The sequence below is a fragment of the Caecibacter sp. AF58-12pH5A genome, from assembly GCF_027681725.1.
Lineage (GTDB): Bacteria > Bacillota > Negativicutes > Veillonellales > Megasphaeraceae > Megasphaera > Megasphaera hominis.
Genome location: NZ_JAQDBC010000004.1, coordinates 125326 through 137857, shown reverse-complemented (window position 1 = coordinate 137857; position 12532 = coordinate 125326). Strand labels below are relative to the sequence as shown.

The window sequence follows — 12532 nt, the reverse complement described above, 5'->3', positions numbered from 1 at the left end:
GGTATGAAGAAAATTCGTAAAGCCGTTATTCCTGCAGCTGGGTTTGGCACGCGGTTTTTGCCGGCTACGAAAGCAACACCGAAAGAAATGCTGCCCATTGTAGATAAACCGACTATTCAGTATATTGTAGAAGAAGCATTACAGAGTGGTATCGAAGAAATCCTGATTATCAGCGGTCATGCGAAACGGGCCATTGAAGATCATTTTGATACGAATATTGCTTTGGAGCTGAATTTACAGGAACATCACAAGACGGAACTGTTACGAATGGTCCGCAGTATTTCGGAAATCAATATCCATTATATCCGGCAAAAGCACATGCGCGGCTTAGGCGATGCCATCCTCTGTGCCCAATCGTTTATTGACGATGAACCCTTTGCTGTGCTGCTCGGTGACGATGTCGTCTATAATGAAACTGTGCCGGCCTTGCGGCAAATGATCGACATGTATAATAAGGTTGGTGCCACCGTCCTGGGCTGTCAGGAAGTACCACAGGATAAGGTATCCGCCTATGGCATCGTCAAGGGCGTGCCTACGCCTGATGCAAACCTGATGCGGGTGACGAATATGATCGAAAAGCCCAGCATCGAAGAAGCACCGAGCCGCATTGCTGTTCTGGGCCGTTACATCATTACGCCGGATATTTTTGAAATCCTGCGCCGCACGGAACCGGGCAAGGGCGGTGAAGTACAGCTGACCGACGCGCTGCAAACCATGGCGTCCAGGGAAGCAGTTTATGCCTATTGCTTTACAGGCAAACGCTATGACGTAGGAGACAAACTGGGCTTCTTAAAAGCCACTGTAGAATACGCCTTGCGCCGTCCTGATTTGGGCCAGGAATTCCGGGATTATTTAAAAAGCCTTTCTTTATAATACAGGGCAGGGAATGCTGACGTTCGTCTCCATTCCCTGCCTTTTTGCATTTTCTCTGTCAGTATACGGGTAGCAATAACATTATGATTAGAAGAAAAAATGATAAGGTCAAAAAGGCAACGATGCTATACCTAAAGAACACCACAGAGGTATTGATTATTGCGAATTTGCATGCTATACTAGATTTGAAAAGCAAAAGATAATTATTCTTCATAACATAGGATGAAAGAAGGGGTCTTTATGAAGATCGAAGAAGGTACGATCGTAGGGATCAACGATAATGGATTGGCAGATGTGAAGGTTGGCCGTCATTCCGATTGCATGGCTTGCGGTGCTTGCGATGGCGCACAAAATATAGTTGTTCAGGCGTTAAATCCTGTAGGCGCTGAAGTAGGACAGCATGTCAAGTTTGAAATGCGGGAAACGAACATCGTCATTGGCGCGTTTGTCTGTTTTGTCATGCCCCTCCTGGTTGCAGCAGCAGGCGTGTTTATCGGCCATTGGATCGCCATTTCCCAGGGCCTGAATGAAATTAACCTGGAAATTGCCGGCGGTATTATCGGTTTTCTCCTTGGCGCTGTAGGCGTCAAGCTCTTTGACCGTTCGTTAAGCAATGATGCCAATGCAAAACCGAAGATTGTCGAAGTATTAGTCAGATAAGTAACAAAAAGCCCCTTCCGGAAAGAGTGCTCTGGAAGGGGTTTTTTCGTTATACTGGTACGCTTTGTCAGTGAGGAATTTTATCTGCCAGCTGTAGTGTCGAACCATCTGCACGGGTAATACCTGTAATGCGCAGATTGCTGTGCGTGCCGTCTAAATTGGTGCGCGTTATGAGCGCATACTGGCTGGGAATCATGGGATTTAACAGGAACTGGCTCGTATGGGCCTGGTTGGATACAACCGGTGACAAGTGGATCGTACCGGAATAGAGGATGGCTTTGTCAGCGTCCCGTTGTAATTCATAGAGGCCGTGGATTTCCTGAATCCCTGTGTTTCCGGTAATGACAGGCGTATACGTAAGGCGCAGAAAGGCTTGCTGGCCATCGCCGTGAATAAGCGTTGCTGACGTGTTTTTTAAGGTGACCAGCGCATCTATTTGCTGTTGCAGGGACGCATTATACGTTGCTAGCGCCTGAGAGCGGGCACTGTCGATGTGATCGATGAACGATTTAGGATCGGCCAGGCCGCTGACCTGCCAGACATGGGGCGAAACGCGGGTGAATTGAATCCGGCAAGGGATGTACGCTTGTAATTCATCATTGTAAAGGGTAATATCCATTTCGGCGTGGGTACTGTCCGTCTTGTGGGCGAACTCGTGGCCTGCATAATGCCAGCCCGTCAGGGGGATAGGAGCATTTAGGGCCTGCAGACAAGCCTTGAGCGCATCCTCCATGCCCTTGCGTTCCAGCCCGTTTGCCTGAGGCTGTAAGGACAGTGTGACCAGGCGGCTGCTGTCGTCAATAAAATCACTGCGCAAGGGAGCCCAGGCTGTACGCAGGATAGGAAAAGAGTCAATACCGCTGACATTGGCTGAAAGCGTATCAAAAATCTGGGCAGCTATGTTTTTAGTGTCCGTTAAGGCATTGGTTTTTTCGCTGTCCTCCTGCTGAACAGCCTGGATGAGCTGCTTGAATGAATAGTCCGGCGTAGCCTTATAGACTTCTTCATAGGCGCCAATGGCAGCCTCTATACAAAGTAAAATGATAAATAAGGCTGCCAGAATGGAGACGTCCGGTGTAGGAATTTTATGTTTTTTCAAGAATAAAACCTTCTTCATATATAACAAATAGAGAGAACGGATTAAAATCATTATACCATTTTTGTAAAAATAAACGTATAATATTTCTAGATGTATTTGCCAGAAATAAACCGGCTGGAATAAAATGAAGAAAGAGGAGACGCATAGATGATTACTTTACACGATAAAACAAATAAAAAAGTCTATGAAGTTCCGGAGGGAACGACGCTATTGGCCATTAGCCAAAAGGAATATCCTCAGGCCAAACCACGCATTGCCGCTGCTTTATACAACAATGAAATGGCAGGCCTGCAGACGAAGGTCCATGCCGATGGAGACATCGAATGGTTTTCCCTGGCAACGACAGAGGGCAATCAGTGTATTGTGCGTACGGCTATTTTTCTTTTGGTCCGGGCCGTATCGGATCTCTATCCTCAGGGCAAGGTGCTCGTCAAGCATGCCCTGCGCAAGTCCCTCTATTGTGAACTGGAGCTGGGACATACGGTTACCTTGCACGATGTAGAAGAAATAAAAAAACGGATGGAGGAAATCGTCGAACAGGATGAAACAATTACCCAGGTCGTAGCCAGCGCCGACACGGCCATGGCTATGTGCCGCAACCGTGGCATGACGCGGGAAGCAGAACTGTTGCAGCACGTAGACGTGACGCATATTATGGCCTACCAGTGCGGCCAATGCTTTGACTATTACATGGGCCCGCTCTTGCCAAGCATGGGCTATTTGACGTGTTTCAACCTGCGCCTTTATGCGCCAGGGATTATTTTGGAATACCCTAAGGTAGAAAATCCGGAAGAATTGCCGGAATATAAAGAGATTCCCAAGATGGCCCGCCTGTTCCTGGATGCGGAAGAATGGGGCCGTATCGTACGCTGTGAATACGTATCGGATTTGAATCATTATATTGAAAATGGTACGATACAGGAGATTATTGATATGGCAGAAGCTTTGCAGGAAAAGAAGCTGGGCCAGATTGCCGATTATATCGTCAATCAAAAACCCGGTATCAAAGTCGTATTGATCGCCGGTCCCTCATCAGCCGGCAAGACGACCTTTTGCAAGCGCTTGACGACGCAACTGCGTGTCGTGGGTCTCCGGCCGGTACGCATTTCCCTGGACGATTATTTTTATAATCGCGAAGATACGCCACGCAATCCTGACGGCAGTTATGACTTTGAATCTTTACGGGCTATTGACGTACCCTTGTTCAATCAGCAAATCGATGATCTGAGTCAGGGCAAGGAAGTCCACTTGTCGCGCTTTGATTTTGTAACGGGCCAGCGTCATTTTGATGAAAAGCCGACTAGTCTGGAAACAAATCAGCCCATTGTCGTCGAAGGCCTGCACGCATTAAACGATTCCTTGACCTACATGCTGCCGCGCTATGAAAAGGTGAAGATTTCCTTGGGCGTGCTGACGCAGATTCGTATTAACGACCACAACCGTATTTCTACTTCGGATACGCGGATCATCCGCCGTCTCGTCCGGGACCATCAGTTCCGCGCCCGTGGTCCGCAAGCGACATTAGAAATCTGGAGTGACGTTCGCCGTGGAGAAGAAACGAATATTTACCCCTATCAGGAAGATGCCGATACCATTTTTAATACGGCCTTGCCCTATGAACTGTCTGTACTCAAACCCTTTGCAGAACCCCTCTTAGCTTCTGTGGAACCGGATAATCCCTATTATGCAGAAGCCCAGCGGCTGCTCCTCTTTTTAAAACCCTTCCGCTCTGTCGACGCGTCCGTCGTGCCGAATAATTCCTTATTGCGCGAATTTATCGGCAAATAGGGCGGCTGGGCGTCAGATAATTAATCATTGACAAAGCATAGACTGATGGATATAATAGTATAGTCGAGGTAGAAATAATGAAACTACAAGTCGAAGAAGCACTCAAGGCTGAAGGAAAGCAATTTCCTTTTTCCTTTCAAAAACCGGCTGCCGAACTGGGTGATGTAGACGCTTTTCCCTGGAAAAGCCATGATGTGGCTGTGGAAGGCACGTTTTGGTTCGATGGCAACCATCTGGTTGTACAAGGAACTGTACATACAACGGGTATGTATTCCTGCAGTCGCTGCCTGACACCGGTATCGGTGGATCGGAATGCAACACTGTCTGAAGTCTATGGTACGGAAGCAGAGCTTCCCGAAGATATACTGCCTTATAACGGTGAGTATATTGATCTGACGGAGACAATTAGAGAAATCTTGATCCTCAGCGAGCCTATGAAGGTATTGTGCCGGCCTGATTGCAAAGGGCTTTGTCCGCAATGCGGTGCAGACCTAAACCAAGGACCCTGTAGTTGTCCTACCGACAGTATTGACCCAAGAATGGCTGTCTTGGGGAAGTTACTTAAAAATTAGAACAATCACGTACCATGATTTAAGGAGGTGCAGAACATGGCAGTACCAAAGAACAGATTATCCCAGACTCGTCAGAAAATGCGTCGTGCCAACTGGAAGTTGACAGCACCGGGCTTCGTTGAATGCCCGCAGTGCCACGAAGCAGTAATGCCTCATCATGTATGCCCGACTTGCGGCTACTACAAAGGCAAACAGGTTGTTAACAACACTACAGCTGAATAAGAGTTTGACATAAAAAAGAGTATCCTTGCGAGGGTGCTCTTTTTTGTCGCTCCTGATACAGAAATACCTAAAAAGCATGAAATACTCATACGAGATAAGTATGCTCTATGGCTGGATATAGCGTTCACAGGACTGTTCCTCTGATGTATAATAGAACGTAGTAATAAATGATTTCCCGGGCGCCTTCAAGCGGCCCGGCAAGGGGATTACACAAGGGGGTATTCCAATGAAAATGAAAAAGATACTAGTTCTGGCCTTAGGACTGCTCATGGTATTTGGCCTGTCGGCCTGTGGCAACAAGGCCGATTCGGCTTCAGGGGCATCTGCAAAGGAAACGAAGACGGAAGCTTCAGCGCAGGCTATTAAGCATGACGGCAAGGTCCTGGTCGTGTATTACTCGGCTTCGGGACACACGAAAAATGTAGCCTCGTACATCGCTACGGCAACCAAAGGCGACGTTCTGGAACTGCAGCCGGCTCAGCCGTATAGCGAAGCTGATTTGGACTATAATAATGATACGAGCCGCGTATCCAAGGAACACAAGGATGAAAGTCTGCGTAACGTGCCGCTCGTAAAGGATAAAGTGGATAACTGGTCGTCGTATGATACGGTTTTCATTGGCTATCCTATTTGGTGGGGAATTGCAGCCTGGCCGGTTGATACGTTTGTAAAAGCCAATGACTTTACCGGTAAGACGGTCATTCCGTTTGCTACATCCTATAGCTCTGGCCTTGGTGAAAGCGGTAAGCTCCTGCAGAAAATGGCAGGTACGGGCAACTGGCTGGAAGGCAAACGGTTCCCATCGGGCGCATCGCAGCAGGATGTACAGGATTGGATAAAAACCTTAGGCTTCTAATCGCTTGGATAACAGCGGGACAGCATGCATACAGTGCATGCTTGCCCCGCTCTTTTTGTTTCGTAAAAATGACGTAAAACAAGTGCATATCTGTACCATCCGGGCTGTTTCATGATATAATACAATTTAGTCTATCAATTAGTTAGTCTTTGCGTGTGGAGGCAGGTAACCTATGCGGGCTATGGGAATCGATCCGGGCACGGCCATCTGCGGCTTTGGCGTCGTCGACGCGAGCGGCAGCCGGCTGCATCCCGTTACATACGGAACGGTACAAACGACGCCGGAGTATAGCGATGCCGAACGATTGGTCATGCTGTACGACGGACTCAACGAATTATATAAGAAATATAAGCCAGACGTCGTCGGTGTAGAACAGCTTTTTTTTAATCGCAATGTGACGACGGCTATTACAGTCGGTCAGGCCCGGGGCATTATTTTGCTGACGGCCCAGCAGGCAGGAATTCCTATTCTGGAATTTTCCCCGTTGCAGGTCAAGCAGGGCGTAACAGGCTACGGCCGGGCAACAAAGGAACAGGTTATCGATATGACTATGCGCCTTTTGGGCATTCGCGAGAAAATTAAGCCTGACGATGCGGCTGATGCACTGGCTATGGCCATTTATACGATTTATTCCAGTCATTCGCTCAGCTTGAAAAGGACGGTGCAGCTATGATTGGCTATTTAAAAGGAAAAATTACGCATGTATTTGCCAACTCCTGCTTCATTGAAGTAGGCGGTGTCGGCTACCGGACCATCGTTTCCGGAACGACCCTGGGCGAACTCAGCGTCGGTAAAGAGACGATGCTCTATACGTACATGAGTGTTACGGAAAACGATATTACCCTCTATGGCTTTCTGACACAGGATGAGTATGAACTGTTTTTGCTGCTCATTACAGTAAACGGTATTGGGCCCAAGCTGGCGGTCAACGCTTTAGGGGCGGTTACGCCGGATACGTTGCGCCTGGCCATTAGCCAGAACAATATGAGCGTCTTGACGAAGCTGCCCGGCATCGGCAAGAAAACGGCGAACCGGCTGGTACTCGAATTGAAGGATAAGGTCGGTACGGTTGATGCCGGCGACGTAGCGATAGAGGACGTCGTCAGTACGCCTGCCGGTGGTGCCGCAGCAGAGACGCTGGCAGCGCTTCAATCTCTGGGCTATGCCGAACAGGAGGTTCTGCCGGCTATTCAAAAATATGCAGGCCAGTACGACAATGTAGAGGACCTGCTGAAGATTGTCCTGCGTACACTGGGCAGCGGGAGGTAAGCGATGGAGGAAAACCGGATTATTGAGACAGCAGATCTGCCAGGTGATTCGTGGCAGTACAGTCTGCGTCCTCATTATTTAAATGAATATATTGGCCAGACGAAGGCCAAGGAAAACCTGCGTGTCTTTATTGAGGCGGCTAAGCTGCGCAAGGAAGCTTTGGATCATGTTTTGCTCTACGGCCCGCCCGGTTTGGGCAAGACGACTATGGCCGGCATTATTGCCAATGAATTAGGCGTCAATCTGCGCATTACGTCAGGGCCGGCTATTGAACGGCCTGGTGATTTGGCCGCCTTGCTGACGAATTTGCAGGAACGGGACCTGCTCTTTATCGACGAAATCCACCGCCTGTCCCACAGCGTAGAAGAAGTCCTCTATGCAGCGATGGAAGATTACGCCTTGGATATCGTCATCGGCAAGGGCCCTAGTGCCCGGTCGGTGCGCATCGATTTGCCTCCCTTTACATTGGTCGGCGCGACGACCCAGGTAGGCCGTCTGGCACCGCCTTTACGGGACCGCTTTGGCGTCATAAGCCGCCTGGAATTCTATAAACCTGAGGAGCTGGTGCTGATCATCAAGCGGACAGCAGAAATCCTGGACATAGAAATTGAAGAACAGGGCGCCCTGGAAATTGCCCGGCGTTCCCGCGGGACGCCGCGTATTGCCAACCGCCTGTTAAAGCGTGTCCGCGATTTTGCCCAAGTGGCGGGATCGCCTGCCATTACCGACCAAATTGCTGCTTCGGCCCTGGATCGTCTGGAAGTCGACCGCTGTGGCCTGGACCGCACAGACCGGCGGGTATTGCAGGTCATTATCGAGAAATTTGCCGGCGGACCTGTCGGCCTCGATACGATTGCTGCGGCAATCAGTGAATCCGTTGACGCTGTAGAAGACGTGTACGAGCCTTTCCTGATGCAGCAGGGATTCCTGAATCGTACGCCCAGGGGCCGCGTCGTTACGGCAGCAGCCTATCAGCATTTGGGCATTCCGGAACCACAACAGACGGGTGCGTCCAGTCCGTCACTCTTTGGGGAGGAAAACAATGGGTAAGATACTAATGGCTATTGGCGGTCTCATTTTTCTGGCCGGTGCTGCCTGGACCGTGTTAGACCGCTTGGGCCTGGGCCGTTTTTTTGGCCGTCTGCCCGGCGATATTCATGTAGTCCATGGTAATACGACCTTTGATTTCCCCATAGTGACCTGTATTGTCCTGAGCATTGTTTTGTCTATCTTACTCAATGTCTTTTTCCGTCATTGAAAGGGAGGCTGCAGTGGAATGAAGCACTTTTTTTGGCGCATAGCAGCTGTTGTGCTGGCCCTGGGAGTCTATGTCAGCAGTGCTGCCTGGGCTTCCGGCTTAGGCCAGGATGTACGCATCGGTATTCGTGAAGGACGCAGTTCTGTGACGCTGACCAGTCCGGCTGGCCTGGAAATCTGGTCGCAGGGAAAGCTTTGGAAAAAATTTCCCGCCCAGACACCGGTTCAATTTTCTATTGCTGGCAATGCCGTTCAGGTAGCCGGAAAAAAAGTAGGTGACGTAGAAGTACGCCCCCTGTCTTCTTCCGGATTTGTCCGTATTACCGATGGCTATGCGTATCGCGGATCCTTAGAAATTATGAAATCTCCCCAGCGCTGGGGCCTTACGGTCGTCAACGTCGTGCCAATGGAAGAATATCTCTATGGTGTTGTCGGTAAGGAAATGTCCCCGTCGTGGCATCCGGAAGCGCTGAAAGCGCAGGCCGTAGCGGCCCGGACCTATGCCATTACGCATAAAAATTATTTTTCCCGCCGTGGTTTTGATATGACCGATGATACGGCGAGCCAGACCTACGCAGGAATTAACGGAGAAGCGCCGGCGGTCATTCATGCCGTTGATGCTACGCGCGGTGAAATCGTTACCTATCGGGGTAAGCCGATCGATGCCTTTTTCATGTCGAATGCTGGCGGCTGGACGGAAAACAGTGAAAACGTCTGGGGAAATAAGATTCCATACCTGCGCGGTGTAGCCGATGACAGCAGCAACATGCCGTCGTACAGCTGGGCCGTGACGACGACGCCGGAAAAACTCAGCGCCAATCTGGCTGCTGCCGGTAAAGGCGTGGGCAAGGTCTATTCTATTACGCTGTCACCGCTAGCCCGGCGGCCCATGGCCGTACCGGACCGGGGTGTGTCCGGCCGGGTTATGGATATGATCGTGCGTGGTTCTAAGGGTACCGTAAAGGTATCCGGCCAGGCTTTTCAGTCTATTTTTGGCTTGAAGAGTACCCTCTTCGACTTTTATCAGGGCAAGGGGAGTGCACCGGATCCTGATTCGGGAAAGACGGCCCATGGGGCAACACTACAGCTGAAGGCCGGCGAACCGTTGACCATTTTTGGCTATGGCTGGGGACACGGCCTGGGCATGAGCCAGTATGGCGCCTACCAGATGGCACGGGAACATGGCAGTGAACGGAATTATTATCGTAAAATACTGACCCATTACTATACGGGGACAGATATTGAAAAATTATATTAAGGCAACTGCCAGAGCAGCTGCTCAGTAAGAGATGGGAAGGATACTTTTGAAACTGACAGATTTTTCGTATGAATTGCCAAAAGAATTAATTGCCCAGCATCCGGCAGAACCGCGTGATCATGCGCGGCTCATGCTCTATGATAAGGAAACAGGGGCTGTAGAACACAAATATTTTTATGATCTTCTCGATGAACTCCACGCCGGAGATGTCCTGGTCTTTAACGACTCCAAAGTTATTCCGGCCCGCTTATACGGCCATCGTCAGCAGACAGGTGGTAAGGTGGAAGTCCTGCTGCTCACACCGGTCGGTGAGGATCGCTGGGAAGTTCTGGTAAAACCGGGCAAGAAGGCGTTGCCGGGAACGATCATCGAATTCCCTGAAGGACTGACGGCAGAAGTACTCGACCGGACTGATTTCGGCGGCCGCGTAGTTCAATTCCATTATGAAGGCGTCTTTGACGATATTATCGATACGATCGGTGAAATGCCTTTGCCGCCGTACATTCATGAAAAAATGGAAGACCCCAATGAATATCAGACCGTCTATGCCCGTGAAAAAGGTTCGGCAGCAGCGCCGACGGCAGGCCTGCATTTTACGGAAGAACTGCTGGAAAAGATCAAGGCCAAAGGCGTAGAGCTGGTCTTTGTCACCCTGCACGTGGGCCTTGGCACGTTCCGCCCTGTAGAAGAAGAAAATATTGAAGATCACGCTATGCATAGTGAATTCTACAGCATCACAGAAGAGGCGGCAGCTACCGTCAACAAGGCCAAAGCAGAAGGCCGGCGGGTCATTGCTGTCGGCACGACGAGTATCCGGACACTGGAAAGCGCCGGCACGACAGGCGTCCTTCAAAGTGGCTCCGGCTGGACAAATATCTTCATTTATCCGGGCTTTACGTTCCACATCGTCGACGCCTTGGTTACAAATTTCCATTTGCCTGAATCGACGCTGCTCATGCTGATCAGCGCCATGTCGACGCGGGAAAAGATCCTTCATGCTTACGAAATTGCGGTGCAGGAAAAATATCGTTTCTTTAGCTTCGGCGATGCTATGTTTATTCATTAAGAGGAGGAAGTTATGGTCATTACCTACGAATTGCAGGCCGAATGTGACGGCGCCCGGGCAGGCCTCTTGCGCACGCCTCATGGCACCTTTAAGACACCCATGTTCATGCCTGTCGGTACGCAGGCGACAGTGAAGACGCTGACGCCGGAAGAATTGTATGATATGGGGGCTCAGGTTATTCTCAGCAATACATATCATCTCTTTCTCCGTCCTGGCGAAGATTTGGTCAAGGAGGCCGGCGGGCTGCATCGCTTCATGAATTGGAAACGGGCTATCTTAACGGATAGCGGCGGCTTTCAGGTGTTCAGTCTGGGGCAGATGCGCAAAATTAAGGAAGAAGGCGTTACCTTCCGCAGTCACCTGGATGGCTCAAAAAAATTCCTCTCTCCGGAAGTGTCTATGGATATCCAGATGGCCCTTAACTCGGATATTGCTATGGCCTTTGACGAATGCATTCCCTATCCGTCAGATTATGAGTATACGCTCCTTTCGACGGAACGGACAAGCCGCTGGGCCCGGCGCTGCCTGGATCACCATCACACGGATACGCAGGGGCTCTTTGGTATTGTTCAGGGCGGCATGTATAAGGATTTGCGTAAAAAGAGTTGTGAAGACCTGGTCGATATGGATTTTGACGGCTATGGTATCGGCGGCTTGAGTGTTGGCGAAAGTAAAGATATAATGTATGATATATTGGATAATACGACGCAGTACCTGCCGGAAAACAAAGCCCGGTATCTCATGGGTGTCGGCACACCGGACTGTCTCGTCGAAGGTGTAGCCCGCGGCGTCGACATGTTTGACTGCGTATTCCCCACGCGGGTGGCCCGGAACGGCATGGCTATGACGCATACAGGACGCCTGACTGTAAAAAATGCCACCTATGCCCGGGATTTCCGGCCCATTGAAGAAGGCTGCCAATGCTATACGTGCCGCAATTATACGCGTGCGTATATCCGCCACCTCTTTAAGGCGGAAGAACTGCTGGCTTACCGGCTGGTCAGTATTCATAATCTCTATTTCCTGTTAAGCTTTATGCGCGATATGCGGCAATCCATTCTCAATGGCACGTTCCGCGAATTTCGTCAGGATTTTTGGAAACGGTATCAAGATGCATAAGCCATGCGCAGCATCATGAACATATCTTATATTTTCTTTTTGTAGGAGGTAAAAACTGTGGATTCTATTGCAAATTTCTTTAATGGTTTGACAAGCTATGACAACCTTGGCATTTTTGGTGATTTAGGACAGATGTGGCCATTGCTCTTTATGGTCCTGCTCTTTTATTTCATCCTTTATCGCCCGCAGAAACGTCAGCAGAAAAGACGCCAGGAAATGTTTGCCAGCCTGAAGAAAAATACCAAAGTTGTTACTGTGGGTGGTGTTTATGGTACAATTACGGAAATTAAAGACGACTACGTCCGTATCCGTATTGCTGACAAAGTAGAAATTAAAATGACGAAAGAATCCATTAGCGCAATTGCCGGTGAAGAAGAAGAAATGAAATAAACCGGTCTGACGCTGTCCCGGCTATGTCTCATAGGGGAACAGTCCTGTTTTGTACAGGCCTGTTCCCTGCTTGCCGTTTAGCCGGACCGGCTACGGATTTTAT

Annotated in this window: 15 protein-coding genes; 14 read left to right on the top strand and 1 reads right to left on the bottom strand. The window is 49.7% G+C overall.

Translation table 11 applies throughout. The features are described from left to right. The first annotated feature begins 3 nt into the window (after positions 1-3). Both galU and PGX44_RS03630 read left to right on the top strand, forming a co-directional pair. Entirely contained in the window at positions 4-873 is an 870-nt protein-coding gene (galU, locus tag PGX44_RS03635; RefSeq protein WP_289001239.1) for a UTP--glucose-1-phosphate uridylyltransferase GalU, read from the top strand. Positions 874-1113: 240 nt separating this feature from the next. After that, positions 1114-1533, top strand: a complete 420-nt coding sequence (locus PGX44_RS03630) for a SoxR reducing system RseC family protein (RefSeq protein WP_498854290.1) — start codon at positions 1114-1116, stop codon at positions 1531-1533. Between the two features lie 67 nt (positions 1534-1600). On the opposite strand, the gene PGX44_RS03625 is transcribed toward PGX44_RS03630, so the two are convergent. Beyond that, positions 1601-2632, bottom strand: coding sequence for a hypothetical protein (locus PGX44_RS03625; protein ID WP_498854289.1), 1032 nt, complete (start codon positions 2630-2632; stop codon positions 1601-1603). Between the two features lie 147 nt (positions 2633-2779). On the opposite strand from PGX44_RS03625, the gene PGX44_RS03620 reads away from it, so the two are divergent. The 12 genes from PGX44_RS03620 (at position 2780) to yajC (ending at position 12429) form a co-directional block, all read left to right on the top strand. Then, on the top strand, positions 2780-4420 hold the full coding sequence (locus PGX44_RS03620; RefSeq protein WP_289001241.1) for a nucleoside kinase: 1641 nt from the start codon (positions 2780-2782) through the stop codon (positions 4418-4420). Between the two features lie 77 nt (positions 4421-4497). Then, positions 4498-4992, top strand: a complete 495-nt coding sequence (locus PGX44_RS03615; protein WP_186502902.1) for a YceD family protein — start codon at positions 4498-4500, stop codon at positions 4990-4992. A 36-nt stretch (positions 4993-5028) separates the two neighbouring features. After that, positions 5029-5214 carry a 50S ribosomal protein L32 gene (rpmF, locus tag PGX44_RS03610; protein WP_186502903.1) on the top strand — a complete coding sequence of 62 codons (186 nt, stop codon included), beginning with the start codon at positions 5029-5031 and terminating at the stop codon, positions 5212-5214. Positions 5215-5440: 226 nt separating this feature from the next. Further along, a complete protein-coding gene (locus tag PGX44_RS03605; protein WP_186502904.1) occupies positions 5441-6070 on the top strand; it encodes a flavodoxin in 630 nt (209 codons plus the stop codon). A gap of 172 nt (positions 6071-6242) precedes the next feature. Next, positions 6243-6743, top strand: a complete 501-nt coding sequence (gene ruvC / locus PGX44_RS03600) for a crossover junction endodeoxyribonuclease RuvC (protein WP_498854288.1) — start codon at positions 6243-6245, stop codon at positions 6741-6743. Then, positions 6740-7339, top strand: coding sequence for a Holliday junction branch migration protein RuvA (gene ruvA, locus PGX44_RS03595; RefSeq protein WP_498854287.1), 600 nt, complete (start codon positions 6740-6742; stop codon positions 7337-7339). Before ruvC ends, ruvA begins: the two co-directional genes overlap by 4 nt. 3 nt (positions 7340-7342) lie before the next feature. Further along, complete coding sequence (ruvB, locus tag PGX44_RS03590; protein WP_498854286.1) at positions 7343-8389, top strand: Holliday junction branch migration DNA helicase RuvB; 1047 nt, start codon at positions 7343-7345, stop codon at positions 8387-8389. Continuing rightward, on the top strand, positions 8382-8597 hold the full coding sequence (locus tag PGX44_RS03585) for a DUF2905 domain-containing protein (RefSeq protein ID WP_186502908.1): 216 nt from the start codon (positions 8382-8384) through the stop codon (positions 8595-8597). The genes ruvB and PGX44_RS03585 overlap by 8 nt, the downstream gene beginning before the upstream one ends. An 18-nt stretch (positions 8598-8615) precedes the next feature. Next, entirely contained in the window at positions 8616-9854 is a 1239-nt protein-coding gene (locus tag PGX44_RS03580; RefSeq protein WP_498854285.1) for a SpoIID/LytB domain-containing protein, read from the top strand. Between the two features lie 46 nt (positions 9855-9900). Next, the gene (queA, locus tag PGX44_RS03575) at positions 9901-10920 is read left to right on the top strand and encodes a tRNA preQ1(34) S-adenosylmethionine ribosyltransferase-isomerase QueA (RefSeq protein WP_186502910.1); all 1020 of its coding nucleotides are present in this window, start codon (positions 9901-9903) and stop codon (positions 10918-10920) included. Between the two features lie 12 nt (positions 10921-10932). Beyond that, the gene (gene tgt, locus PGX44_RS03570) at positions 10933-12039 is read left to right on the top strand and encodes a tRNA guanosine(34) transglycosylase Tgt (RefSeq protein ID WP_498854284.1); all 1107 of its coding nucleotides are present in this window, start codon (positions 10933-10935) and stop codon (positions 12037-12039) included. A 57-nt stretch (positions 12040-12096) separates the two neighbouring features. Further along, positions 12097-12429, top strand: a complete 333-nt coding sequence (gene yajC / locus PGX44_RS03565; RefSeq protein ID WP_498854283.1) for a preprotein translocase subunit YajC — start codon at positions 12097-12099, stop codon at positions 12427-12429. The last annotated feature ends 103 nt before the right edge of the window (positions 12430-12532 follow it).

Bases quoted from the DNA above. Each gene is read 5' to 3' on its own strand.
- PGX44_RS03620 (WP_289001241.1), top strand. From the start codon at position 2,780: ATGATTACTTTACACGATAAAACAAATAAAAAAGTCTATGAAGTTCCG.
- rpmF (WP_186502903.1), top strand. From the start codon at position 5,029: ATGGCAGTACCAAAGAACAGATTATCCCAGACTCGTCAGAAAATGCGT.
- galU (WP_289001239.1), top strand. From the start codon at position 4: ATGAAGAAAATTCGTAAAGCCGTTATTCCTGCAGCTGGGTTTGGCACG.
- ruvB (WP_498854286.1), top strand. From the start codon at position 7,343: ATGGAGGAAAACCGGATTATTGAGACAGCAGATCTGCCAGGTGATTCG.
- PGX44_RS03630 (WP_498854290.1), top strand. From the start codon at position 1,114: ATGAAGATCGAAGAAGGTACGATCGTAGGGATCAACGATAATGGATTG.
- PGX44_RS03585 (WP_186502908.1), top strand. From the start codon at position 8,382: ATGGGTAAGATACTAATGGCTATTGGCGGTCTCATTTTTCTGGCCGGT.
- tgt (WP_498854284.1), top strand. From the start codon at position 10,933: ATGGTCATTACCTACGAATTGCAGGCCGAATGTGACGGCGCCCGGGCA.
- ruvA (WP_498854287.1), top strand. From the start codon at position 6,740: ATGATTGGCTATTTAAAAGGAAAAATTACGCATGTATTTGCCAACTCC.
- PGX44_RS03580 (WP_498854285.1), top strand. From the start codon at position 8,616: ATGAAGCACTTTTTTTGGCGCATAGCAGCTGTTGTGCTGGCCCTGGGA.
- ruvC (WP_498854288.1), top strand. From the start codon at position 6,243: ATGCGGGCTATGGGAATCGATCCGGGCACGGCCATCTGCGGCTTTGGC.
- PGX44_RS03615 (WP_186502902.1), top strand. From the start codon at position 4,498: ATGAAACTACAAGTCGAAGAAGCACTCAAGGCTGAAGGAAAGCAATTT.
- PGX44_RS03605 (WP_186502904.1), top strand. From the start codon at position 5,441: ATGAAAATGAAAAAGATACTAGTTCTGGCCTTAGGACTGCTCATGGTA.